27 protein-coding genes, 1 tRNA gene and 1 pseudogene are annotated in these 23,496 nt (G+C 63.1%); 18 read left to right on the forward strand and 11 right to left on the reverse strand.

All coding sequences use genetic code 11. The annotated features are described in order from the left end of the window. Positions 1 to 23: 23 nt before the first annotated feature. The gene (locus tag QF118_RS16045) at positions 24 to 1,409 is read right to left on the reverse strand and encodes an IS1182 family transposase (protein ID WP_282302500.1); all 1,386 of its coding nucleotides are present in this window, start codon (positions 1,407 to 1,409) and stop codon (positions 24 to 26) included. An 81-nt stretch (positions 1,410 to 1,490) separates the two neighbouring features. On the opposite strand from QF118_RS16045, the pseudogene QF118_RS16050 reads away from it, so the two are divergent. The 5 genes and pseudogenes from QF118_RS16050 to QF118_RS16070 all read left to right on the forward strand — a co-directional run. Then, a pseudogene (locus QF118_RS16050) lies at positions 1,491 to 1,580 on the forward strand (isopropylmalate/homocitrate/citramalate synthase); the annotation flags it as partial. Next, positions 1,580 to 2,161, forward strand: a complete 582-nt coding sequence (locus tag QF118_RS16055; protein WP_282302501.1) for a GNAT family N-acetyltransferase — start codon at positions 1,580 to 1,582, stop codon at positions 2,159 to 2,161. The pseudogene QF118_RS16050 and the gene QF118_RS16055, both read left to right, overlap by 1 nt. A 37-nt stretch (positions 2,162 to 2,198) precedes the next feature. Further along, positions 2,199 to 3,083, forward strand: coding sequence for a carbon-nitrogen hydrolase family protein (locus QF118_RS16060; protein ID WP_282300057.1), 885 nt, complete (start codon positions 2,199 to 2,201; stop codon positions 3,081 to 3,083). A gap of 84 nt (positions 3,084 to 3,167) precedes the next feature. Continuing rightward, positions 3,168 to 3,386 (forward strand): translation initiation factor IF-1, encoded by a 219-nt coding sequence (gene infA / locus QF118_RS16065; RefSeq protein ID WP_005978431.1) that lies wholly within the window; start codon positions 3,168 to 3,170, stop codon positions 3,384 to 3,386. 122 nt (positions 3,387 to 3,508) lie between these two features. Continuing rightward, on the forward strand, positions 3,509 to 4,198 hold the full coding sequence (locus QF118_RS16070) for a DUF4336 domain-containing protein (RefSeq protein WP_282300058.1): 690 nt from the start codon (positions 3,509 to 3,511) through the stop codon (positions 4,196 to 4,198). A gap of 15 nt (positions 4,199 to 4,213) precedes the next feature. Here QF118_RS16070 and QF118_RS16075 read toward each other — a convergent pair whose 3' ends face one another. Continuing rightward, positions 4,214 to 5,632 (reverse strand): PAS domain-containing HWE histidine kinase family protein, encoded by a 1,419-nt coding sequence (locus QF118_RS16075; RefSeq protein ID WP_282300059.1) that lies wholly within the window; start codon positions 5,630 to 5,632, stop codon positions 4,214 to 4,216. Positions 5,633 to 5,883: 251 nt separating this feature from the next. Next, the gene (locus tag QF118_RS16080; protein WP_282299042.1) at positions 5,884 to 6,816 is read right to left on the reverse strand and encodes an IS5 family transposase; all 933 of its coding nucleotides are present in this window, start codon (positions 6,814 to 6,816) and stop codon (positions 5,884 to 5,886) included. A 63-nt stretch (positions 6,817 to 6,879) separates the two neighbouring features. Here QF118_RS16080 and QF118_RS16085 point away from each other — a divergent pair, with 63 nt between their 5' ends. Continuing rightward, positions 6,880 to 7,446: a thermonuclease family protein gene (locus QF118_RS16085; RefSeq protein WP_282300060.1), complete on the forward strand. Its 567-nt coding sequence runs from the start codon at positions 6,880 to 6,882 to the stop codon at positions 7,444 to 7,446. Positions 7,447 to 7,529: 83 nt separating this feature from the next. Here the strand turns inward: QF118_RS16085 and QF118_RS16090 are convergent, their stop codons facing one another. Continuing rightward, positions 7,530 to 7,994 carry an MmcB family DNA repair protein gene (locus QF118_RS16090; RefSeq protein WP_282300061.1) on the reverse strand — a complete coding sequence of 155 codons (465 nt, stop codon included), beginning with the start codon at positions 7,992 to 7,994 and terminating at the stop codon, positions 7,530 to 7,532. Positions 7,995 to 8,102: 108 nt separating this feature from the next. Here QF118_RS16090 and QF118_RS16095 point away from each other — a divergent pair, with 108 nt between their 5' ends. Together QF118_RS16095 and QF118_RS16100 are read left to right on the forward strand one after the other, a co-directional pair. Next, a complete protein-coding gene (locus QF118_RS16095; RefSeq protein ID WP_282300062.1) occupies positions 8,103 to 9,419 on the forward strand; it encodes a hypothetical protein in 1,317 nt (438 codons plus the stop codon). Continuing rightward, positions 9,416 to 10,159 (forward strand): COG3904 family protein, encoded by a 744-nt coding sequence (locus QF118_RS16100; RefSeq protein ID WP_282300063.1) that lies wholly within the window; start codon positions 9,416 to 9,418, stop codon positions 10,157 to 10,159. The genes QF118_RS16095 and QF118_RS16100 overlap by 4 nt, the downstream gene beginning before the upstream one ends. Before the next feature lie 460 nt (positions 10,160 to 10,619). Here QF118_RS16100 and QF118_RS16105 read toward each other — a convergent pair whose 3' ends face one another. Beyond that, the gene (locus tag QF118_RS16105; RefSeq protein ID WP_282300064.1) at positions 10,620 to 10,952 is read right to left on the reverse strand and encodes a hypothetical protein; all 333 of its coding nucleotides are present in this window, start codon (positions 10,950 to 10,952) and stop codon (positions 10,620 to 10,622) included. Positions 10,953 to 11,073: 121 nt separating this feature from the next. On the opposite strand from QF118_RS16105, the gene QF118_RS16110 reads away from it, so the two are divergent. From QF118_RS16110 to QF118_RS16120, 3 genes are read left to right on the forward strand one after another with little or no spacing between them, the layout of a single operon-like run. Then, positions 11,074 to 11,280 carry a hypothetical protein gene (locus tag QF118_RS16110; RefSeq protein WP_282300065.1) on the forward strand — a complete coding sequence of 69 codons (207 nt, stop codon included), beginning with the start codon at positions 11,074 to 11,076 and terminating at the stop codon, positions 11,278 to 11,280. Continuing rightward, positions 11,280 to 11,594 (forward strand): hypothetical protein, encoded by a 315-nt coding sequence (locus tag QF118_RS16115; protein WP_282300066.1) that lies wholly within the window; start codon positions 11,280 to 11,282, stop codon positions 11,592 to 11,594. The genes QF118_RS16110 and QF118_RS16115 overlap by 1 nt, the downstream gene beginning before the upstream one ends. Continuing rightward, the gene (locus QF118_RS16120) at positions 11,587 to 12,549 is read left to right on the forward strand and encodes a tetratricopeptide repeat protein (RefSeq protein WP_282300067.1); all 963 of its coding nucleotides are present in this window, start codon (positions 11,587 to 11,589) and stop codon (positions 12,547 to 12,549) included. The genes QF118_RS16115 and QF118_RS16120 overlap by 8 nt, the downstream gene beginning before the upstream one ends. Before the next feature lie 280 nt (positions 12,550 to 12,829). On the opposite strand, the gene nusB is transcribed toward QF118_RS16120, so the two are convergent. The 5 genes from nusB to rlmB form a co-directional block, all read right to left on the reverse strand. Beyond that, positions 12,830 to 13,303 carry a transcription antitermination factor NusB gene (gene nusB, locus QF118_RS16125; RefSeq protein ID WP_282300068.1) on the reverse strand — a complete coding sequence of 158 codons (474 nt, stop codon included), beginning with the start codon at positions 13,301 to 13,303 and terminating at the stop codon, positions 12,830 to 12,832. Beyond that, the gene (locus QF118_RS16130) at positions 13,300 to 13,851 is read right to left on the reverse strand and encodes a 6,7-dimethyl-8-ribityllumazine synthase (protein WP_282300069.1); all 552 of its coding nucleotides are present in this window, start codon (positions 13,849 to 13,851) and stop codon (positions 13,300 to 13,302) included. The genes nusB and QF118_RS16130 overlap by 4 nt, the downstream gene beginning before the upstream one ends. Continuing rightward, positions 13,851 to 14,978, reverse strand: coding sequence for a 3,4-dihydroxy-2-butanone-4-phosphate synthase (ribB, locus tag QF118_RS16135; protein WP_282300070.1), 1,128 nt, complete (start codon positions 14,976 to 14,978; stop codon positions 13,851 to 13,853). Before ribB ends, QF118_RS16130 begins: the two co-directional genes overlap by 1 nt. A gap of 144 nt (positions 14,979 to 15,122) precedes the next feature. Next, a complete protein-coding gene (locus QF118_RS16140; protein ID WP_282300071.1) occupies positions 15,123 to 15,455 on the reverse strand; it encodes a hypothetical protein in 333 nt (110 codons plus the stop codon). Positions 15,456 to 15,510: 55 nt separating this feature from the next. Further along, positions 15,511 to 16,284 (reverse strand): 23S rRNA (guanosine(2251)-2'-O)-methyltransferase RlmB, encoded by a 774-nt coding sequence (rlmB, locus tag QF118_RS16145; RefSeq protein ID WP_282300072.1) that lies wholly within the window; start codon positions 16,282 to 16,284, stop codon positions 15,511 to 15,513. 128 nt (positions 16,285 to 16,412) lie between these two features. On the opposite strand from rlmB, the gene QF118_RS16150 reads away from it, so the two are divergent. Together QF118_RS16150 and QF118_RS16155 are read left to right on the forward strand one after the other, a co-directional pair. Further along, positions 16,413 to 16,496 (forward strand) — tRNA-Tyr (locus QF118_RS16150). A gap of 247 nt (positions 16,497 to 16,743) precedes the next feature. Then, positions 16,744 to 17,154, forward strand: a complete 411-nt coding sequence (locus QF118_RS16155) for a hypothetical protein (RefSeq protein WP_282300073.1) — start codon at positions 16,744 to 16,746, stop codon at positions 17,152 to 17,154. A gap of 282 nt (positions 17,155 to 17,436) precedes the next feature. On the opposite strand, the gene QF118_RS16160 is transcribed toward QF118_RS16155, so the two are convergent. Then, positions 17,437 to 18,438: a nuclear transport factor 2 family protein gene (locus QF118_RS16160; protein ID WP_282300074.1), complete on the reverse strand. Its 1,002-nt coding sequence runs from the start codon at positions 18,436 to 18,438 to the stop codon at positions 17,437 to 17,439. A gap of 116 nt (positions 18,439 to 18,554) precedes the next feature. Here QF118_RS16160 and QF118_RS16165 point away from each other — a divergent pair, with 116 nt between their 5' ends. From QF118_RS16165 to QF118_RS16185, 5 genes are all read left to right on the forward strand, one after another. Next, positions 18,555 to 19,604, forward strand: a complete 1,050-nt coding sequence (locus QF118_RS16165; RefSeq protein WP_282300075.1) for an ABC transporter ATP-binding protein — start codon at positions 18,555 to 18,557, stop codon at positions 19,602 to 19,604. Between the two features lie 93 nt (positions 19,605 to 19,697). Next, complete coding sequence (locus QF118_RS16170; RefSeq protein ID WP_282300076.1) at positions 19,698 to 20,927, forward strand: extracellular solute-binding protein; 1,230 nt, start codon at positions 19,698 to 19,700, stop codon at positions 20,925 to 20,927. A gap of 67 nt (positions 20,928 to 20,994) precedes the next feature. Next, on the forward strand, positions 20,995 to 22,020 hold the full coding sequence (locus tag QF118_RS16175; protein WP_282300077.1) for a carbohydrate ABC transporter permease: 1,026 nt from the start codon (positions 20,995 to 20,997) through the stop codon (positions 22,018 to 22,020). Next, positions 22,020 to 22,901 (forward strand): carbohydrate ABC transporter permease, encoded by an 882-nt coding sequence (locus QF118_RS16180; protein ID WP_282300078.1) that lies wholly within the window; start codon positions 22,020 to 22,022, stop codon positions 22,899 to 22,901. Before QF118_RS16175 ends, QF118_RS16180 begins: the two co-directional genes overlap by 1 nt. Next, positions 22,898 to 23,449, forward strand: coding sequence for an ester cyclase (locus tag QF118_RS16185; RefSeq protein WP_282300079.1), 552 nt, complete (start codon positions 22,898 to 22,900; stop codon positions 23,447 to 23,449). Before QF118_RS16180 ends, QF118_RS16185 begins: the two co-directional genes overlap by 4 nt. The last annotated feature ends 47 nt before the right edge of the window (positions 23,450 to 23,496 follow it).

Consider the following 23,496-nt stretch of genomic DNA (forward strand, 5'->3'; position numbering starts at 1 on the left):
AGGCGGCTATTTGGCCGTTCAGCTCATGCTCCGGCCCCCTGTAACGCGCATTGAGGGCGTAGCTTCGCGAGTTTTCGGAGGTTCTGGGCGATGGCGGCGAGGAGGAATTCGTCCTTGGCGCCGTTTGGCCCGCGCAGCCGCAGCCGAGTCAGGCCGAGGATGCGTTTCAGGTGGGCGAAGAGCATCTCGACCTTCTTCCGTTTGTCGCGCGACACCTTGTAGGCCTTGGTCTTGCGGCACTCTCTGGCGAACTCGCGCGCCTCTTCATGAGGCTCGCGCGTGACGTATCGCGCATCGGCTTTCGGACAGCATATCTCCTTCGATGGGCAAGCCTGGCAGGTCGCTTTCAGGCAGCGGTATTTCTTGCGCCCGCCGGTATCCTGCCCTCGGTTCGGGTCGGAATAATTCCGGCGGAACTGTTTGAGCGCGTGACCCTCCGGGCAGATGTACTGATCGTTCGCCTCATCCCACTCGAAGTCGGAACGGGAGAACGTCCCGTCCGTCCGCTCGGACTTGTCGATCACCGGGATGAAGGGAATGATGCTGCGCTTCTCGACCAGCCAGCCGAGGTTCTCGGCATTGCCATAGGCGGTGTCGGCAGCCAGCCAGTCGGGCCTGATCCCGAACCGCTTTTCCGTCCTGTCCAGCATGGTGCGCGACGCCCCGACCTCGGCCTGTTGGATGGCGCGCGTCGCCTCGACGTCCATGATCACCGAGCTCTTCGTGTCGATCAGGTAGTTGGTGGCATAGGCAAAATAGGGGCGGCTTTCCTCGGCCCTGGTCCATTGCGCAGCCGGATCGGACTTGGCCACGAACTTCGGCTGGCTCGGAGAAGCGGCCCCGAAAGCGGCATCATCCAGCGTCTCAAGGTATTCCCGCGCTGCACGGTTGCCGGTCTCACGCGCCACCTCCGGGCTCCAATCTTCCGCCGCGATTGACCGGACCTTGTTGGCGTCAGCTGAGATCAGGCTGGCATCCACGGCGAAGCCCTCGCCGGACACCAGGTCCTCCTTCAGGCAGCGCTCGACCGTGGCCTCGAACACCTGCCGCAGCAGGTCGCTTTCCCGGAACTTGCCATGGCGATACCGTGAGAAGGTCGAGTGGTCGGGCACTTTCCCTTCCAGCCCCAGTCGGCAGAACCAGCGATAGGCCAAGTTCAGATGGACCTCGTCGCACAGGCGGCGCTCGGACCGGATACCCATGACGTAGCCAATCACCAGCATCCGAATGATCAATTCCGGGTCGATGGAAGGGCGGCCGAGATGGCTGTAGAACGGGCGCAGCGTGTCCCGAAGGCTGTCACCATCGAGGAACAGATCGATCTCTCGCAGCATGTGATTGGCTGGGACGTGCCGCTCCAGATCAAAGTCGTAGAACAGCTGTGCCGGAGCATGTTGCCTACCCATCATCCCGAAATCCTCCCATCCCCTCATAATTGAGTGAATCGAAAGACTTGCCGCAGCGCAACACGGACTTTTTCAACAGCATCCGCCGGGTCGTTCTTTTCGCTGACGGGCGGCAAGATCAGCCGCATCGTCACCTATTACAACCTGTCCGACTGGATCCGGCAGGTGTCGTGATGCAGGTCCGGGTGCTGACCGGCGCGGCGCTGGATGCCGCGCTTGACGATGTTGCCCGCCTGCGGATCACGGTGTTTCGCGATTTTCCCTACCTCTATGATGGCGCGCTCGACTACGAACGCCGCTATCTTCAAACCTACCGCGACAGCGTCGATGCCATTCTTGTCGGGGCCTTTGACGGCGCGCGCCTTGTCGGCGCCGCCACCGGCACCCCGATGGAGGACCACGCCAGCGATTTCGCCGCCCCCTTCGCGGACACCGGCCTGCCGCTGACGCAGATCTTTTACTGCGCCGAATCCGTCCTGTTGCCCGCGTATCGCGGTCAGGGCATCGGCCACCGCTTCTTTGACGCGCGCGAGGAACACGCCCGCGCCCTTGGCCGTACGCACAGCGCCTTTTGCGCCGTGATCCGCCCCACAGATCACCCGCTGCGGCCCGCAGACCACGCTCCGCTGGACCCGTTCTGGCGCAAGCGCGGCTATGCCCCCCTGCCCGGCGTGCAGGCGCATTTCCGCTGGAAAGACATCGGGCAAAAGCATCAAACCGATCACAGCCTGCAATTCTGGATCAGAGCGCTATGATGGCGCTGCCCATCGTTGCCCCACAAAGGAACCGCCCATGAAGATCGCCACCGCCGCCTATCCCGCCAGCTTTCTGGGCAGCTGGCAGGCCTATGCCGACAAGCTGACCGCCTGGGTGCAGACCGCCGCCCAAAACGGCGCCGAATTGCTGGTCTTCCCCGAATATGGCGCGCTGGAGCTGGCCACGCTGGACGGCGACGTCGCCGCGCACGACCTTGAACTCTGCATTCAGGCCACCAACGCCCGCATCCCCGACGCCGACGCCCTGCATTCCGACCTTGCCGCGCGCTTCAAGGTGCACATCCTTGCCGCCTCGGCCCCGGTGGTCGACGAAACCGTGGCGGTGCGCCCGGTCAACCGCGCGCGCCTGTTCACCCCGACCGGGGCCATGGGCGTGCAGGACAAACAGATCATGACCCGGTTCGAGCGCGAGGACTGGCACATTGCCCCCGGCGGCCCGCTGCGCCTGTTCGACACGGCACTGGGCAAGATCGGCGTGCTGATCTGCTATGACAGCGAATTCCCCCTGCTTGGCCGCGCCCTGAGCGACGCCGACCTGATCCTGATCCCTTCGGTGACCGAGGCGCTGGCCGGCCACAGCCGCGTGCGCATCGGCGCGCAGGCCCGTGCGCTGGAAAATCAATGCGTTACCATCATGTCCTCGCTGGTCGGCCCGGCCCCCTGGTCGCAGGTCATCGACGCCTCGACCGGCACCGGCGGCGTCTATTGCCCGCCCGACACCGGCTTTCCGGCCACCGGGGTGATTGCCAGCGGCACGCTCAACACCCCGGGCTGGACATACGCCACCCTGGACCCGGCCCAGATCGCCCATGTGCGCGCCGATGGCGTCGTTCTGAACCGCCGCCACTGGGACGATCAGACAGGCCGCGACGCCCCCGCCCAGCCGACCCGCCTGCGGTGAAATGTGGGCTTGAAATAAAGGCGCAATAGGCCCATATACACGCTCGCCCCACCTATGATGGCGGCGAACAACTAAGGAGAGACCATGGCCAAGGAAGATACGCTCGAATTTCCCGGTGTCGTGAAGGAACTCCTGCCCAATGCGACGTTCCGGGTCGAGCTTGAAAACGGCCATGAGATCATCGCACATACGGCAGGCAAGATGCGCAAGAACCGCATCCGTGTTCTGGCTGGCGACAAGGTTCAGGTGGAAATGACCCCCTACGATCTGACCAAGGGTCGGATCAACTATCGCTTCAAGTAAGCGCGTTCCACTGACAAAACGCTTGCGCCGGGCCCTTTGCCCGGCGCTTTGCGTTTGGGGCCATTGCCAGCGGCTGTAGCTCTGCCTAGGCTTGTGCCGATGGACACAGGAAAGGCGCTGCGATGCTGCACCCGTTTGGACAGGACATCTGGCTGGCAGACGGCCCGGCGCTGGTCGCGACGCTTGGTTTTCACTACCCCACCCGCATGGCGGTGATCCGCCTTGCAGGCAACCAGCTGTTGCTCTGGTCGCCCATCGCCTACAGCGACGCGCTTCGGCAAGAGGTTGAAACCCTGGGGGAAATTACCCATCTCGTCGCGCCGAACGCGCTGCACCACGTCCATATCGGCGACTGGAAAAAGGCCTGCCCCGATGCCCGTATCTGGGCCGCCCCGGGGCTGGACCGCAAACGCCCCGATCTGGATATTGCCGGCCAGCTGACCGAAACACCGCCGCCCGACTGGGGCGACCAGATCGCGCTGGCCCTTTATCGCGGCAATGCCATCACGACCGAGGCCGTGCTGTTTCACCGGCCCAGCGGCACCGCCCTGTTTACCGATCTGCTGCAACAGATGCCGCGCGACTGGTTCACCGGCTGGCGCCGGGTGATCGCGAGGCTTGACCTGATGACACAGGACGAACCCACCGTGCCGCGCAAGTTCCGGCTTGGCTTTACCAACCGCAAGGCCGCCCGCGCCGCCCGCGACATCGTGCGGTCCTGGCCGGTCAGCGCCGTTGTCATGGCCCACGGGAAACCCGTGACCCAGGACGCCAAGGCCTATCTCGACCGTGCCTTTGCCTGGCTGGACTGACGGGGCAGCGCGCGCTCAGCCCGGATCGCGGCGCGGGACAAAATGCTGCCCCGGCACCGTGATCGACCAACGCACTTGCCCAGGGCCGATGTCATAGTCTGACGCCGTGTCCAGCATCGAAGGCGCCAGCATGGTCAGCACGCTGCTGCCAAAGCCCCGGCGCCGCTCGGGTTGCGGGTCTGGTTTGATCTCGGTCTGCTCGTGCCAGCGCACCTGCAGGGCCCGGCCATCCTGCCCCTCTTCCAGCGCCCAACTGACGCGGATCTTGCCCTCGGGCAGGGTCAACGCGCCGTATTTGGCGGAATTCGTGCCCAGTTCATGGATCGCCATGCCGATGGTCTGCACCGACTGCGGTTGCAGGTCGATTGGCGGCCCCGTGACCTCGATCCGGCTGTCGTTGCGTTCGGCAAAGGGTTCTAGGTGACGCAGCACCAATTCGCCCAGCGGCACCGTCGTCCATTCCCCCGCCACAAGCAGATCGGTCGAGCGCGCCAGCGAATGGATGCGCTCTTCGAACTTGCGGTTGAACCCGTCGAAATCGCGTTCCGAGCGCGCCGTCTGACGCTGGATCGCGCTGACGATGGTCAGCATGTTCTTGGCCCGGTGGATCACCTCGCGCGCGATCAGCTCGCGCGCCTTTTCGGCCTTGCGGATCTCGGTCACGTCGCGGTGGATGTTGGAAATCGCCACGATCTCGCCGCTGGCGCCGCGAATGGGCGCGCAGCTGATCCAGACCTCGTGCTCTGTGCCGTCCTTGGCCACCCGCGTCGCTTCGAAATTCGACAGGCGGCCCGCGATGATCTCATCTCGGTAATAGGCGATGGGGTGCGGCCAATTCGGCGGATACAGCATTTCCAGCGACTGGCCGACGACCTCCTCGGCGCTATAGCCATACAGCCGCTGCGCCGCGCGGTTCCAGGTGGTGATCCGCCCCTCCAGATCATAGCTCAGGATCGCGTCCGAGGTGCTGGCCACCAGGGCCGCCAGCGCGCTCGAGTTGATGAAGGCCTGCTCGACATCGTCGGCCTGCACGTATCGCGCGGTGATGTCGCGGTGCTGGACAAGCAGATAGGCGCTGCCGGCCTCGCTCAGACGGCTGGCGGTCATCTCGAACCAGCGCTTTACCTCGGGGCTGTCACAGGGGTATTCATGCCGGAACGTCTGCCCGGTCTCCAGGACCCGTTCGAATGCATCCGCAATGGTACCGGCCCCGGCGCTGGAAGTCCCCGAGGCCGCGCGGCAGATCTCAAAGTAATTGGTGCCGACATAGAAATCCTGCTGGTTTCCGCCATTGTCGGCACAAAACGCCCGCCAGGCCCGATTGGTCGCAACAATGGTGCCACGGGCATCGGTGATCACAACCTCATCGTGCAGCGCATCCATCAAGGATGTCGGCGCAAACCGGTCGACGAAATTCTCAGCTGTCTGCTGCACCCTTGGCGCACCTCGCTTTCCCTCCAAAACTGGCATCTTGGGGCAGCTTGCGCAAGAAGCATGTATTCCATTTACATCTTTGACGGTGGCGGGTTCTGGTCAAGTTGGCTCCGCGAACCGAGCGCGAAAAAAGGCCGCCAAAAGCAACCGGGTGGACAAGCGCGGAACGGCTGGATCATGAACTTCTGCCGTGAACGGGCTCTGTTGCACAAATCGGCTGAACGCCGAGTTTCCCCTTTCCCCGGGCGGACTTATCCTACGACTTCCGTGACGGGCATGCCGAGCGCGGTGTAGCCGTTCAGGACGGCAATGCGGACCTGGAGTTCCGCGACCTGGCGGTCGAAGTCCCGCGCCATGAGCCGCTGGCCCAGCAACTTCATACAATGCATTTTTGTCTCGACGCGGCTTCGGCGGTGGTATCCGCTCCATCGTCGCCAGAGTGCGCGGCCCAGGTATTTCGCCGCGCGCAAGGCCTCGTTTCGCGCCACGGCTCCGGCGGTGATCGTCTTCCAGGGCTTCGCGTTTTTGCGGGGCGGGATGACGGCATGGGCGCCGCGATCTGCAATCGCATCGTGGCATTTGCGCGTGTCGTAGGCGCCATCAGCCGTGACGCTACCGATTTCCTGGTCCTGCGGGATTTGGTCGAGAAGGTCGGGTAGGATCGGCGCATCACCGATGTGGCTCCCGGTGATTTCGACGGCCCGAACCTCCAGCGTTTCCTCATCAATCCCCAAGTGGATCTTGCGCCAGACGCGGCGTTTAGGGCCGCCATGCTTGCGGGCGTGCCACTCGCCTTCGCCCTCGACCTTGATCCCGGTGCTGTCTATCAACAGGTGCAACGGCCCCTTGGAGCCGCGGTATGGGATGTTGACGGCCAAGGTCTTCTGGCGGCGAGATAGCGTGCTGAAGTCGGGCACCGTCCAGTTCAGACCGACCAGCTGCAGCAGGCTCTCGACGAACCCGGTCGTCTGCCGGAGCGCCATGCCGAACAGCACTTTCATCGAGAGGCACGTCTGTATGGCGGCGTCGCTATAGCTCTGCTGGCGGCCACGCCTGCCTGTCGGCACGGCATCCCAGATCATCTCAGGGTCGAACCAGATCGTCAGCGAGCCCCGGCGCTTGAGCGCTTCATTGTAGGCTGGCCAGTTTCTGGTCTTGTAGGTCGGGGGTATGGGTCTGCTCATGCATCCCAGCTACCACGCTGGATTCACGAGATGAATCCCACACGCGATTTGTGCAACAGAGCCGTGTTCACCTATAAATACGGACATTCTGACAAAGGAGACGAAACTTTTCGGGACACTCCTCCGCCGGAGCTATACCCGAACCGGAAAACACCAATAAAAACGGGAAAAATCCGCCCTCCTCATTTTGACGAAAAGACCTCTGAACATCTCGAACAAAAGCGCGTCTTGACTGGCGCCGCCTATGTTACCGATGGCGACACAATAACGATCAAGAAAACTCAGATTCGCTTGTTCGGAATTGATGCCCCCGAGTTGAACCACCCCTACGGCAAGAAATCCAAGTGGGCTTTGCAAAAATTGTGCAAAGGTCATGTCATCCACGCAGAAATAACCGACGAAGATGAATATGGTCGAACAGTAGCACACTGCTACCTGCCGGACGGTCGGGATCTTTCTGCTGAAATGGTAAAGCAGGGTTTGGCAATAGATTGGCCCAAGTTCTCGGGGGGAAAATACAAAAGCATGGAAACACTCGATGCCCGAAAAAAGCTATTTCTAGCTGATGCGCGCCAGAAGGGTCGCATGCATATTTGGGAGAAATTCGAAGCGAAACAAGAAGAAAACTAACCTGGGACGGCTTGGCTATGCTTCGGCCGCCAGCGCCGCGCGAAAGCGGTCCATCAAGAACCGCACACAGTCTCTCAAAGGCCCTATCCCCAGCCGCCCGCATCCGGGTCGCGCAACCCGTGCAGGCGCCGTGCGGCGTGCATGGCGAACTTGCGGGTCAGCTTGGTGCGCCGTGCGCCGGCCAGCTTGTCCTCTGGTCCCATGCGCAGCACCTCGGCGTCATAACCGTCGGCGATGATCAGCCCGGTTCCTTCGGGCAACAGGTCCACGTCAAACGCCTGATCCACCGCCCAAAAAAACCGGTCGCAATAGCCCAGGTAGCCCTGCCATTTGGCGTCGCTCATGTAATCGGCGCGGCTGCTCTTGCACTCGATCACCCATAATTCGCCCTTTGGGCCCAGCGCCATAACGTCCACCCGCAGCCCGCGGTCGGGCACGAATTCCTCGATCACCGCAAAGCCAAGGCTGGCCATGTGACGGCAGACGCCCCGCGCCAAAAGCTGGCCGGGCATGAGATCGGGCGTGGGGGTCAGAACGGGCGAAACCATGCCCAAATTTATGAACATTCCGTGAACAGATGCAAGCCCCGGCATTCCCGGCCTTCTAAACCGCTGATTTGTGGCTACCTTGCACGGGGTATCAACACGAGGGGCCCCATGGCGGACGACCACAACCTGACCCGCGCCGAGGCGCGCGGGGTGCGCCATGCGCGTGAACTTGAAACCCACCTGACCTGGCTGGAAACCTTTTCCGGCACCGCGCTGGGGGTGCTGGCCGTGGCCTCGGGCATCTATACCTATCTCGGGGTGTCCTCTCTGCTGGATGAAAACGGCGCCATGTCGGTCTTTGCCGCCATCGCCTATTCCGTCGCCGTGTCGGTGGGGATCTTCGTCTTCTGGTCCTACATGATGCGGCTGTTCCCGGCGGTGCGCACCGCCCGCGCCCGGGTCGGGCTGCTGGGGGCCATGGGTCTGGGTTCCTTGGCAATAGTCGCCATGTCGTCCTGGCTGAACGCCGCCGCGCTGGCCGGATCGGCCGCCGTCGAACAGCACCTTGCCGAAACCGTGCAGGACTACCAGTCAGCACTGGAACGCGCGCATGAAATCGCCCTGTCGGGGCAGGCCCTGCAACGCGACGTGGCCCGCACCCGCCAAAGCTTTGAGGACCTGTCCGAACAAGAGGCCGCAGGCTCGCTTTCGGGGCTTGCCGGGCGCGGCGCGGTGTTCCGCGTGTTGCGCCAGAAAAGCGCCGAACTGGCCGCGCTGGAAACCCAGATCACCGCCCAGACTCCGCTGGTCGAAAACGCCTTTTCCGAGGGCAATACCATCCTGTCGCGGATGCGCGCCCTGACGGTCGAACCGGGGCCCGTCGAGGCCCGCTCGGTCGAGTTTTCCGAGGCCGCCGTGCGCCTTCAGGGCCTGATCACCCAGCTGCGGCAACTATCGGTCGCGCAACTGGTGGAACGCGCGGCGCAGGATCTGTCGGCCTCGGTCGTGCTGCCCGAACTGGACGGGCGGACCGAAGAAACCCGGGCCGACCAATCCGCCACCATCACCTCGGTCCTTGACGTGCTGGCCGCCCGCGCCGCCACGCTGGAAAAGGCCGCGCAGGCCGTGGGCGCGCTGCAGCCCCCCGGCGACGTGACCTATACGCCGATTTCCTCGGCCGATGCCGTGATTCTTTATGCCCGCAACTTCGTGCCATCCTGGGCCGGGGCCATTGCCATCGACCTGCTGCCCGGCGTTCTGGTCTTTATCCTTGCCATCACCCACGGCGCGATCCGGCAGGGCCGCGATGGTGCCTCGATCGAGGACACCCTGACCCTGGCCGAATTGCGCGCCGCGGTCAGCGCCATCCGCGACGTGGAATCCACCCTGCAGCTGACCGACCCGAAACCCGAAGCCCCCGCAAGACCCGAAACCACCCCCAATCCCGACACCACCGTGGCCGAGCTGAAAGGCAAAAGCGCATGAAGGCCAGCACCGTCGCCCGCACCCTGTCAGCCGTGCTGATCTTTCAACTCGGGATCGGCGCGTTCCTCGTGCTGTCGGACATGCAGGCCGGGGCCTTTTCCCTGCCGCGCCTGTCGCCCGATGCCCCGCGCCTGTCCGAACCGATCCGCCCGGGTGATCAGACCCGCCGCTTTGCGCCCGACCGCGACCGCCCCGCCGTGCGCCCCGCCCGCGACCCCGGCCAACTGCCCGACCGCCTGACCCTGACGCAAGAGGGCGGAGCATGGCGGCTCGAAGGGGCCATCGCCCCCGACGACGCCCCGCGCATCATCACGCAACTGTCCAACGCCGACCCGGCGATCGAAACCCTGATCCTGCAAAGCCCCGGCGGCTCGGTCCGCGACGCGCTCGAAATCGGTCGCCACCTGCGCGCCTCGGACATCGCCACCCAGGTCCTGCCCGGCGAATACTGCTATTCCGCCTGCCCCTACCTGCTGGCCGGAGGCCCGACCCGCACCATCGCCCCCGCCGCCAGCATCGGCGTGCACCAGCACAGCTTTGGCGAAAACACCCTGCTGCCCGCCTTCATGGCCGTGTCGGACATCCAGCGCGGTCAGGCCGAGGTCATGGAATACCTCGACGAGATGGGCATCGACACACGCGTCATGCGCCACGCATTGGCCACGCCCGCCGATGAAATCTATGTCCTGATCCCCGAGGAACTCGAACGCTACGGCTTTGTCACAAAAGACGACAGCTGACCCCTTGTCAGACCGCCCCCGCCGCCTTACCTCAGGGCTTGGCGGGTTCTGCCCTTTCCGTGAACGGATACATTCCGGTGGCCTTAAGCAAATCCGAGGGAGCTGGCTCTGTCGTAGCCGTGGCTTCGTTACCTGGCGCCCACCTGTATATACAGGTCCTCGGGAATGCACTATCCACACGTCTGCGGCGGTTCCCGTCATAGTTTGCGAAGGCAAACTATGACGGTGGCAAGGTCATGGTCGCAACGCGACCGTGACAGCCACTCCCCAAAGATTTGCGGTCCATCCCATGTTTTCAAAGGCAAACTATGACGGTGGCAAGGTCATGGTCGCAAAGCGACCGTGACGGCCACTCCCCGGCAAATCCGAACGCCTCCAAGCGGCAAACGCAGCACCAGCCCCACCGCAACAAAAAAGGCGCCCCAAACGGAGCGCCCCGCAAGACCGTTTCACTCTGCGATCACAGCTGGCTGCGAACCCCCAGCACGTCTTTCGGCGCCTCGGCCGCAACTGTCACCCTGGCCTTTTCGCCGGTGATCAACGGCTGACGCTTGCCGCCGCCGGTGCTGTCATCCTCGGCCATCCGCATGATGGAAATCCCGAACTGAACGCCGGCGAACACGATCCCGTTGAACACCCAAAGCATGATCACGGCCACCAAGCCGCCATCGCTATGGGTCACCAGATGCCACAGGTTGGCGACGTTGAATTTCAGCAGCAGCCCCACAAAGACCGCCGACAGGCCGAACCCCGCGATCACCTGAAGGATATAAAGACGGATAAGCTTGGGCATGATGCGACTCCTTGCATTCCATGAACAGGATATATCCCCCACGCCCACTTTCAACCCCTCACCTTGCCGCAGGCGCAAAGCTGCTGTTAACTGGCGTCAGACAGGCAAAGGATGAAACAGCATGTTGGAAGACACCGCACTCTGGGTCACGATCCTTGGCCTGCCCGTTGCCATCCTCAGCGCCTATTTCGGATGGAAGGCCCTGCGCAGCCGCAAATCCGACACCACCAACATCGCCACCGGCAGCAAACGGGTCCGCCAATCCGGCGGCAAGGGCCAGACCTACAACCACGCCGAAAACAGCGAAGATGTGGAGCAATCCGGCTGATGCCTTTCAACAAGACTGGCAACACCGCCGACGGGTCCTCGAACGTCCAGCAGGCGGGGGGCGATATCCATATTCAGGGTGTCCCAGCCGAACAACATACCGAGTTAGTGAGAGCTTTAATCGAACAACATGAAAGGGACAAAGAACAACTGCGCCAAGACTTGGAAGCAAAACATGAAGGTGTGATTCGGGCATACGCAATAGAAGTCGACTTTCTTAGACTTCAAATTTTGTACCTTGGGGGCGGCCGTCAAACGGATTTCCGTTCCACCTTGTTAAAAGAGCCTCAGAACGGTGGGAAAGAGAATGGATAGCGAACTCCGTCAAAGGGCAATGGCCATTGCTGCTGGGGCGCAGGAATTGATCGATGTTGGCGATTTGAAGGCAGCAAGGCGCGAGATCGAATTGGTACTGTCATTGCTGCAGTCTTTTGAGGAGCGTAACAGCCCAGAATCGATTTTCGCCCTAAATACACTAGCGGGCCTCGCGGAAAAGGAAGGGAATCTTGAGCAAGCTGCGGGCATCTACAGAGTTGCGCTAGAAAAGAGTGCCAACTATTTGGACAATAGTTCGCCAGCATACGTAAATGGTTTGGCGAACTTGGCAGCAATTCTTGGAAAACTGGCCCTCTACGAAGAGGCGGCAGCACTATATCGCCAAGCCATCGAGATCGGCAAAGCAACCCACGGCGAGGATCACCCAAGTTATGCCATACGTTTGAACAACCTCGCGGAACTTCTCAGCACCATGGGCCGCTTCGACGAAGCCGAACCGCTGTACCGCCGCGCCATCGAGATCACCAAAGCCACCTTGGGCGAGGATAATCCGACCTATGCGAGCGGCCTGAACAACCTCGCGAACCTATCCGCTTCGCTGGGCCGCTTCGACGAGGCCGAACTCCTGTATCGCCGCGCCATCGAGATCGACAAGGCCACTTTGGGCGAGGATCATCCAGACTATGCGACCCGCCTGAACAACCTCGCGGGTCTGCTTCAAGCCCTGGGTCGCACTGACGAGGCCGAACCACTGTACCGCCGCGCCATCGAGATCGACAAGGCCGCCCTCGGCGAGGATCATCCGACCTATGCAAACCGCCTGAACAACTTCGCAGTGTTTTATGCCGAAACGTCCCGTTTCGATCAGGCCATCCCACTGGCGGAAAGGGCATTGCGGATCTGCGAGGCCAGGTTGCCCGAGGGCCATCCAAAAACCGAAGAAATCCGCCGCAGTCTCGACGCGATGCGCAGGGATCAGGCCGACACCGACTGACGCCGTAGGCCGGGCTTCAGCCCGGCCCTGTTCCGGCCCCGCTCCGGGCCGCCATTAACGAAATCTGCCGCAAGGTCATCCACGTGTCGTACGAAAACCCCGCTGCGGGTTTGCAATCTGTACCAAACTTGGGGAAAACCGTACCAAAGCCTTGATCCCGGGCGCCAAACCGCCCCGGGCGGACCGGTGCAATCCCTACCAAACCCGGCTGGTTTTGTACCAAACTTCTGGCGCAACGGGGTTTGCGCGGCGCATTAACCCCACCGTGCGGGGCCTTAAATCAAAAGGCTTCGGGCTTGGCCTCGCGGGCCATGTGGTCCAGCACCGCGTTGACGAATTTCGCCTCTTTCCCGTCCGGAAAAAACGCCGCCGCAACGTCCAGATATTCCACGATCACCACCTTGGGCGGCGTCTCCATCGCGACCAGTTCGGCCCCCGCCGCGCGGAACAGCGCGCGCAGGGTCGGGTCGATCCGGGCGATCGGCCATTTCGCCACCAGCGCGCGGTCGGTCATCTGGTCGATCTTGGCCTGATAGCTGACCGCTTGCTCCAACAGCTTGGAAAACAAGGGGATATCGCCGTCGATCAGCTCTTCTCCCTCGATCTGCTCTTCGCCGAAACGGAACTCCAGGAACTCTTGACGGACCTTGTCCAGCGGCTGGCTGGACTGCTCCATCTGGAACAACGCCTGCACGGCATAGAGCCTGCTGGCGCTTTTCATCTTGCGTTTTTGATTGCCGGAAAGTGCGGTCATGCGCGGTTGGGTCCCTTGGCGTCGCCTGCGATCTGGAATTCGTCGCGCGCAGGGACGAATCCGACCCCCTTGCGCGAAGCGCCCCACCTACGGGCAAGCGCGATCAGATGCAAGGCCGCCGCCGCCGCCCCGCCGCCTTTGTTTTGGCCTTTCGCCTCGGCGCGCGCCGCGGCTTGTTCAATGTTTTCAACGGTCAAGATGCCGTTGCCGATGCACAGCCCCTGCAGGCCCAGCAGCGTCAAACCACGCGACGAATCATTGCAGACCGTGTCGTAATGCGTCGTCTCGCCCCGGATCACACAACCCAGCGCAACATAGCCGTCAAAGTTGCTCATCCGTTCAGCGATTCCAATCGCCGTCGGCACCTCCAGCGCGCCCGGCACCTCGACGGTTTCGTGGAAACCGCCCGCCGCTTCGATCTCGGCAATCGCGCCGGCGACCAGCTGGTCGGCAATGTCCTTGTAGTAGGGCGCGACGACGATCAGGATCTTGACCGGCTTGTCGAACGTGGGCCGCGCCAGCGTGTAATGCGTTTCGTTCGATGCCATCAACCCAGCTCCGAGATTTTACGAGTTCCAACGATTTCAAGGCCATAGGCATCCAGCCCCACGACCTTGGGGGTCGGGGAATTGGTCAGAAGCTCCAGCTTGGACAAGCCCAGAGACGACAGGATCTGCGCCCCCAGCCCGTATTGCCGCAGCGTCTTGGGCGATACGTCGTCCGAGGCGTCGATCTTGTTCGAGGTGTCGCGCAGCAGCACGACAACGCCGCGCCCTTCGGCGGCGACGGCCTGCATGGCATGGGCGAATTCATCGGCGCGCCCCTTGGGCCCGGTGCCGATGATGTCCAGCATCGGGTCCATCGCATGCATCCGCACCAGAACCGGTTCAGGCGTGGTGATATCGCCCTTGGTCAGCACGATATGTTCGTCGCCGTGGGTGGTGTCGGTATAGACCCGCATGGTCCAGGAGCCGCCGAATTCGCTGGTGATTTCCTCTTCCTTGCAGACGCGGACCAGGTTGTCGTGTCGGCGCCGGTAGGAAATCAGGTCGCTGATCGTGCCGATCTTCAGCCCGTGCTTTTGGGCAAAGGCGATCAGTTCCGGCAGACGCGCCATCGACCCGTCATCGTTCATGATCTCGCAGATCACGCCGGCGGGGTTCAGCCCGGCCAGGCGCGAGACGTCCACGGCCGCCTCGGTATGGCCCGCACGCACCAGCACGCCGCCATCGCGCGCGCGCAGCGGAAAGACATGGCCCGGGGTCGCGATGTCCTGCGCCCCTTTCGAGGAATCGACCGCGACGGAAATCGTCAGGGCGCGATCAGCGGCCGAGATGCCGGTGCTCACGCCTTCGCGGGCCTCGATCGAGGTGGTAAACGCGGTCTCGTGACGTGACGAATTGTTCGTCGACATCAGTTGCAGGCCCAGGGCGTCGATGCGCTGGCTGGTCATCGCAAGGCAGATCAACCCGCGCCCATACAGCGCCATGAAGTTGATCGCATCGGGCGTGGCCCATTGCGCCGGGATCACCAGATCACCTTCGTTTTCGCGGTCTTCGTGATCGACCAGGATGAACATGCGTCCGTTGCGGGCATCCTCGATGATTTCCTCTACCGGGGAAATCGCGTCGCGCAGGTTCCGTTCCACCGCGCCGGGGGTCTCGTAATCGACCATGGGGCCTCCGTATCCGTTGCCTTGTCAGATACGCCAGAGGGGCCACAAAGACCAGAGCCGATGCGCCCGGCCGGATCGGCCGTGCCGCGCGATCACGGATCGACGGTGAGTGGATTTTTCGGCGCAAAAGCCGCTGGCAGGCGGTCAGTCGAAAATATCCTCGATCAGGTCAAAGGCTTCTTCGAAAAAGCTGCGCGCCAGGCTCTTGCGCGGTTTCTTCTTTCGCTTTGCGGCGGGCGCCTGCCTTTGGTCGCGCGGGCCAGTGGCCGTTGCCCCGATATGCCGCGTCTTGCCTTTGCGGCCCGGTTGCGGGGCGCGGTGCGCCTGCGCGTCCACTGCCTCGGTCCGCAGCATCTTCATGTTGTGCAAGGGGGCGCCGCAGCTTGAACAGGCCAGTTCATGCCGGTCGCGGCCTTTGAGGACAAGCGCGGCGCGGGTTCCGCAGTAACAGCAGGTGGCGATCTTTGTCTGGGGCATGCGCCCTAGATGGGCCCAAAGCGCCGGTTTTTCAAGGCGATGCCGCCGGCGATCGTCAGCCGCGCACCGCGTACAGCGCCACCGCCGCCGCGTTCGACACGTTGAGCGAGCCAAAGGCCCCCTCGGCATCGATGCGCACCAGCTTGTCGACCGTTTCCTTTGTCTTGGCGCGCAGCCCCGGGCCTTCGGCGCCCAGAACCAGCGCGATGGCGCGGTCGCGCAGCCCGTCCACGGCCTCTTCGATGGTTTCCTCGGCCTCGCCGTCCAGACCCAGGACGATATAGCCCATGGCCTGCAATTCGACGATCGCGTCGGCCAGGTTGCGCACGCGCACATAGGGCTGGCGTTCCAGCGCGCCGCTGGCGGTCTTGGCCAGTGCCCCGGTTTCCGGTGCGGCGTGATGGCGCATGCCGACCACCGCCCGCGCCCCCAGCACTTCGGCCGAGCGCAGGATCGCGCCCACATTGTGCGGATCACTGACCCGGTCCAGCAGAATCATCCGTGCGGGCCCTTCGCCCAGCGCCACATCCTCGAGGCTGCCCCAATCCAGCGGCTTGACCTCCAGCGCGGCCCCCTGATGCACGGATTGCGGATCGAGAGGCGCATCAAAGCGGCGCGGGTCCTGGATTTCCGGCTCGATTCCCGCTTCGGCCACCGCGTCTTCCAGCTTGGCCGCGGCGTTGGGCGTCAGAATCAGGCGCAGCTTTTCCCGCCGGGGGTTGAGCAGGGCATCACGCACCGCATGCAGGCCGAACAACCAGACGGTTTCCGCCGCGCTGGCCTTTTTCGCCTGTTCCTTTGCCACGACCCACTTTGGTTTCTTTACCATATCACGCGCCTTTTGCCCTTTCGGGCCTGTCTGCACGGGTCATCCTGTCAGGGCAAGGGAATTTCCTGTTGACGCCGCTTTTGGGGATCGGTAATCCCCCCTCACACCGGGTTCGCCCGGTGCCCGGTGGGCGACAGGCCGCAAGGTGTGGCAGGGGACTGTAACTCCCTCGAGGCGACTCACGCCTGGTTCGATTCCAGGGTCGCCCACCATTTCATTCTTAAATTAGCGAACACAAAAGCTGGTTGCGCGCAGCGCATTGGCCTTGCTGCGCCCTTTTCAGACCTGGCGCGGCCCAACGCGCGCCGTTTTCGCTATGCGCATGTCCCTATGCGCAATCCATTCCAAAAACTCATCACACGCCTGATTATTTCGAATTTTACTTACCAAAGAACTCTTCCTAATCCCTGTTGGCCAATCGTATCCATCCACGCCCCGCACACAGGAGAGCCCAGAACAATGTCGCAATCGCAAAACCCGCAGCAGTCAGACAATGCGTTTGTCGAAACCCTGGTCCTTCCCGGCTCCGATACGCCCTTTGGGCTGCGCCTGAACGGCGCTTCGGCCGGACCGCAGGTCGTCATCGCGGGCACCTGCGACGCAGCGAAGACCGTGTTCGACCGGCTGCTCTCGATCCCGACACTTCCCTGGATGCGTGGTTCTCTGGTGATGATCCAGCTCGAAACACTCGACGGCATGTTAGGCGATCTGTCCGACCTCACACCGCTTGGTCCCATCGACCGCACCGTCGTTCTGCCTTGGGCCAACAGCGTTGAGCCGGACGAGCTTCAGGTCCGTCGCAACTATCATATGGTGCTGCGCCTGTGCGCCGACATGGGCATGATTGCCGGTCGCGGCGTCGCACGCTGACGGCCCCGGTCGCTCGCACATCAGGTCGTAGACCTTGTGCCAGATCGCATCGCGGTCAAGTGGGTCCACCCCCAGGACCATCGTCTTGATGGCCCACTCGACGACGCCTTTGCTCGCCGCTGCGATATGGGCAGCGCCAAAAACATCCACCCCAGCCGGTCACGCCCTCGTCGGCTTCGATCCCGGCCAGACGGGCGGCGCATTTACCCTAGCATTGCTGCGAATAGCCCAGTTCCTCGGGCATGTCATATTGCAACACGTGGCTGGTGATGCGGGCGATCTTCATTGTGCGGCCCCTTCGATCCCGGTTGCCCGGCCAAGGATATCCACACCTTGGGATTTCCAGAAATGCAAAAGGTCGATGAAGACCCAGTTTTCCGCCAGCTTGTCCCCATCCCGGCGGTAGATGTCGATCACCCGGAATTCCCCCGGCTTGCCCGTGGCCGGCATCCCCATGAAGCCGCCCGTCGGCCGGGCGGTAAAATTGGGCCAGCCGAAAAAGCCGCCATAGTCGCCCTCGGCCAGCCGCGCCACGTGGCCGGTGCCGGTGCGGTCGGTAAAACCGGCGCGGAACGGGCCGGCGTGCTGACGGGCATAGCGTGCGATCGTATAGGTCGCGCCGATGCCTTCGGGGCCCCACCAGATCATGTCGTCATGCCAGGTCAGGGCCAGCTCTTCCTCAAGCGGCAGGCCCGATTGCCATTGCCCCAGGTCGGAAATCATCTTGTTGATCAGCGCCAGCGTCGCCTCGCCCTGCGCGGCGGGCTGGGCGCCCTGCAGCAGGCCGTCATGGGTCCGCGGTCCCGGCTGCACCAGATGCGCCGCGGTCTGCGGACCAAAGGGCGCCTGCCCGGCCTGCGCCATCAGGTGCGGAATGTCAAAGAACAACGCGGTTTCGGCGATCTTGCCCGCCTCGACCCGGTAAAAGCTGCAATAGCGCAGAAAGGTCATCTTGCCGGTTGGCCGAATGCCCAGCCAGGGCGCGTCGAACAGGCCCATCAGATGCCCCATCGACACCACCCAGACGCTGGCAAAACCGTCCATCTGGTTGCGCCCGGCAAAAAACACATCCTCGCGCCGCTGCATCCGGGTCAGCGCGGATTTCAGCGGCCCCCAGAATCGCGTCGCCAGCGCCCGCGCGCCGGCAATCTCGCCAAAGGGGTGGTAGCCGCGCCAGCGGTGCCCTTCGGTCAGGTGCGGCATCCAAAGCGCCGCGCCCCCTGCCCCGTCAAGATCCCGGTGGAAATCCCTGACCACCTGTTTTTCCTGCTGAAAATCCGTCACGAGAATCCCTCTGTCGCGCCACCTTGCATACGTTTGCAAAATTAGCTTGCCAAAAGATGCAGGCCGCGTCTAGCGTTATGCAAGCGTATGCAAAATACGAATCTGAGGAGGGGACCTTGGCCGAAATTCAGCTGCGCAATCTGTCCAAGCGCTGGGGCTCATTCGTTGGGGTCAAGGACTTCAACCTGACGATCGCGGACCGCGAGTTCCTTGTGCTTCTGGGGCCGTCGGGCTGCGGCAAGACCACGACCATGCGGATGATCGCCGGGCTCGAGGATCCGACCGGCGGCGAAATCCTGGTCGACGGCAAGGTGGTCAACGACCTGGAACCCAAGGACCGCGATGTCGCCATGGTGTTCCAGAGCTATGCCCTCTACCCCAACATGAACGTCTACGAAAACATCCGCTTTCCGCTGCGGGTGCGCGGCACGCCGCAGGCCGAACATGACGAAAAGGTCCGCCGCGCCAGCGCAATGGTAGAGCTGGACGATTTCCTGCACCGCAAGCCGGCCGAACTGTCCGGCGGCCAGCGCCAGCGCGTTGCCCTGGCCCGCGCCATCGTGCGCCAGCCCAACGTCTTCTTGATGGATGAACCGCTGTCGAACCTGGACGCCAAGCTGCGCGTGTCGACCCGGGCGCAGATCAAGAACCTGAGCCATGAACTGGCGATCACCACGATCTATGTCACCCATGACCAGATCGAGGCGATGACCCTGGCCGACCGTGTCGTCGTCATGGAAAAGGGCATCGTCCAGCAGGTCGGCAGCCCGACGGAAATCTACGACCGCCCCGCCAATACCTTTGTCGCCAGCTTCGTCGGCAGCCCGGCGATGAACCTGATCCAGGGCACCATGGCGGGCGGCACCTTTACCGCGCCGGCGACCCGGATCACCGGGCTGGACGCGCCCGACGGCCCGATCACCCTGGGCTTTCGCGCCGAGGATGCCGAGGTCACCCCCGAGGGCGGTGAAATCGCCGCGCCGATCTACACGCTGGAGCTGCTGGGCGATGCCACCATGGTCAGCCTGCGCATCGGCGGTGTGCTGGTCAGCGCCAAGACCGACAAAAGCTTTCGTGCCGAAATCGGTGATCCGATTTCCATCCGCGTTCCGCGTGAACACTGCCATCTGTTCGACGCCGGAACCGGGGCGCGACTGGGCGGATGACCCGCCCCAACACGGACCGGCAAAAACGCCGGCCATGACACCCGGATGCGCGATTGCAAGGCGCATCCCGACACAGGAAACAGGGAGGATAACATGTTTCTCAAAAGTCTCGCCACGGCCGGCGCAATGGCCATCCTGACCACCTCGACCGCTATGGCCTGTGAAATCAGCGCCCGCGTCAGCATCGTCGGCAATGAATTCCCCGCGATCCAGACCGTGGGCGCGGGCGCGCAGGCCTGCACCGGCGCCGAGGTCACGACGAACCTCACCGCCGATCACCAAAAGATCAACCTGCCCGGCATGCAGGGCAACCCGGCCGAATACACCTCGGCGATCATTGCCAACTCGTCCATCGTGGCGCTGATCAACGAAGACGTCATTCGCCCGCTCGATGACCTGGTGGCCAAGCACGGCCAGGACCTGGCCAAGACCCAGCTGATCACCATCGACGGCAAGGTGATGGCCGTGGCCTTCATGGCCAACGCGCAGCACCTGGTCTACCGCTCGGACGTACTGGAACAGATTGGCGTCGAGCCGCCCAAGACCTACGAAGAGCTGTTGGCCGCTGCCCAGATGATCCGCGAAAAGGGCATCATGGAAAACCCGGTTGGTGGCGCCTTTGCCTCGGGTTGGAACCTGGCCGAGGAATTCGTGAACATGTTCATCGGCTATGACGGCGACTTCTTTGTTGCCGGCACCGCCCAGCCCAGCGTCAATTCCGAAGCCGGCATCAAGGCGCTGGAAACGATGAAGGCGCTGTCGGAATACATGAACCCCGACTTCCTGACCCATGACAGCAACGCCACCAACGCCGAGTTCCGCGCCGGCAACGTGGCCTTGATGAACATGTGGGGCAGCCGCGCCGCCACCATGACCGAGGCCGAAGGCGTCCCGCAAGAGGTCATCGACGGCTTTGCCATCGCGGGTCCGATGACCGTCGGCGGCGGCTCTGTCCCGGCCTCGACCCTGTGGTGGGATGGCTGGACCGTGGCCAAGAACATCAGCGACGAAGAGGCCGAGGCCACCTTTGTCGCCATGATGAACGGCATCCGCCCCGAGATCCTGTCCGACGCCGAGGTCGCCAAGCAGGCGGTCTGGCTGATCCCCGGCTACGAGCCGACCGAAGCCGCCGTCGGCGTCTTTGCCGCCGCCAATTCCGGCACCGTGCCCTATCCGATGCTGCCCTACATGGGCCTGATGCACACGGCCCTGGGCAACGAACTGTCGGACTTCATGCAGGGCAAGGAAAGCGCCGAACAGGCGCTGGCCGATGTCGAGGCGGCCTATACCGCCGCTGCCAAGGAAAACGGCTTCTTGCAGTAAACCACGCGCGGAGGGGTTCGCGCCCCTCCGCATCCTGTGCCCCTGACTGATCCGATCGGCGAGTGCCATGAAACACCGCACCTTCTTCTGGTTCTTCCTGCCCACGGGACTGGCCATGCTGCTGTTCATCGCGGCCCCCATCGTGTCGGTGGTGATGCAGTCGATGTTCGCCCCGCACGAGGCGGTGCTGAGCGTGGTGGAAAACTGCGGCCCCTTCGGCTGCACCCAGGAAACCGCCATCGACCAGCAGGCCACCCAGGCGCTGCGCGATGCCGCGCCGCTGGGGCGGTTCGTCGGGCTGGATATCTACCTGGATCGCGGCCACCTGGCGGTGAACGAAGTGCGCGCCGCCTGGCAATCCGCCGAGGGGTTCGGCGATTTCCTGTCCGGCCTGAGCAACCTGCCGTTTTACCGGGCGATGGCCTTTACCCTGACTTATACCTTTACCGTCACCCCGCTGCTGATCGTGCTGGGGCTGATGATCGCACTGGCGGTCAACACGCTGCAGGCCCGGATCAAGGGGCTGGTGATCTTCTTTTCGCTGCTGCCGATGATCGTGACGCCGCTGGTGGGGTCGCTGATCCTGTTCTGGATGATCGACAGCCGCGGCGTTCTGGGCTCGGCCATCCAGTGGCTGGCCAGTGACCCCGGGCTGTCGCTCAAGGCCTCGACCGGGCTGACCTGGGCGATGCTGATCGTCTATGGCGTATGGCACTCGGCGCCCTTTGCCTTTGTCGTCTTTTACGCCGGGCTTCAGACCCTGCCCCGCGACCAGATCGAAGCGGCGCAGATCGACGGCGCGACGCGCTGGCACCAGGTCCGCTTTGTGGTGATCCCGCACCTGATGCCGCTGGTGACCTTTGTCGCGCTGATCCAGCTGATGGACAATTTCCGCGTCTTCGAACCGATCGTCGGCTTCAACGCCTCGGCGCATGCGACATCGCTGTCGTGGATCATCTTCAACGACATGGGCGGCGAAACCCGCCAGCTGTCGGCGGCGGCGGCGACCTCGGTCATCACCATCGTCGGCGTGGCGATCCTGCTGTCGCCCGTCCTTGTGCGCACATGGCGCGATTTCCGGAGCAAGCACTGATGGCCTCGAAAGCACAACGCATGCCGCTTGGCCTGAAGCTGGCCACCTACGGGTTTGTCATCCTATGGCTGATCCTGGCCGCCTTTCCGTTCCTGTGGACCCTGTGGGGATCGTTCAAGGTTGAGCTTGATTTCTTTTCCATCGCCGACTGGACCAATGCCCTGACCGGCAAGAACACCAAGGCGGCCACCGGCAGCCCGCTGACCGGCGCCGGGTATCACGGCGCCTGGGTGCAGGAGGATTTCTGGCGCCCGGCGATCAACACCTTCATCGTGTGTTTCTTCGTGGTCTGCACCTCGCTGACCATCGGAACGCTGGGGGGCTATGCGCTGTCGCGCTCGTCCTACCGCTATACCTTCTGGCTGCTGATCACGGCGCTGATCTTTCGCGCCATGCCGCCGATCACGCTGGTCGCGGGCTACCTGCTGCCCTTCTTCGAATGGAACCTCTGGGGCATCCTGCCGACCACGATCATCGTCCTGGTGGCGATCAACCAGCCCTTTACCCTGTGGATGCTGCACAGCTTTTTCCAGAACATCCCCAAGGAACTGGACGAAAGCGCCAAGGTCGACGGCTGCACCCAGTTCCAGGCCTTTCGCACCGTGATCGTGCCGGTCATGTGGCCGGGCGTGATCACCACCGGGCTGTTCAGCTTTCTGCTGGCCTACAACGACTTTGCCGTCACCTCGATGCTGCTGAGCGAAAGCAACCGCACCATGGTACCGGAAATCGCCGCCTTTCTGGGCACCACCTATACCGAAGGCAACGTGATGTTCGCCGTCGCCGCCGTGGTTTCGGCCACCGCGCCGCTGTTCATCCTTGTCATGTTCTTCCAACGCCAGATCGTCTCTGGCCTCACCGCCGGAGCCGTCAAGGGATGAAGGGATCACGACCACAGCAGGCCGCGCTCAGCCGCGATACGGACATGTCCAAAACCGAAGACACCCGTGCCGTAATCGAAGGCATGGTCGATGGGCTGAACGACCACCGCATCGACGATATCGGCGCCTTCTTTGCCGATGGCTTTCGCTGGATGGGCAACACCGGGTGCGGCACCAAGACCGGGCTCAAGGAATTCCAGGACAACTGGCAACGCCCCTTTCAGGCGGCCTTTTCCGACAAGGTCTGCGTCGACGAAGCGCGCCTGTTCATGGGCGAATGGGCCGCCGCCTTTGGCCGGCAAGAGGCCACGCATTCCGGCACCTTCATGGGGGTGCCCGCCACCGGCAAGCGCATCCAGATCCGCTATATGGATTTCTGGAAGGTCGAGGACGGCAAGATCACCGACAACTGGGTGATGGTCGATTTCCCGCATGTGCTGGCCCAGCTGGGCGTCGACGTGTTCAACGGCGAAGGCTGGGAGGCCTACGACCGGGGCGACCGCGTGCCGCCCCGCCCCGAACCACAGGACAACGCGTCCCGGGCCTGACCCGGGACCTCAACGGCAGAGGCCCCGGGTCACCCCCGGGGCGGGAG

Origin of the sequence: Tropicibacter oceani, assembly GCF_029958925.1 — a bacterium.
Classification (GTDB): Bacteria; Pseudomonadota; Alphaproteobacteria; order Rhodobacterales; family Rhodobacteraceae; genus Pacificoceanicola; species Pacificoceanicola oceani.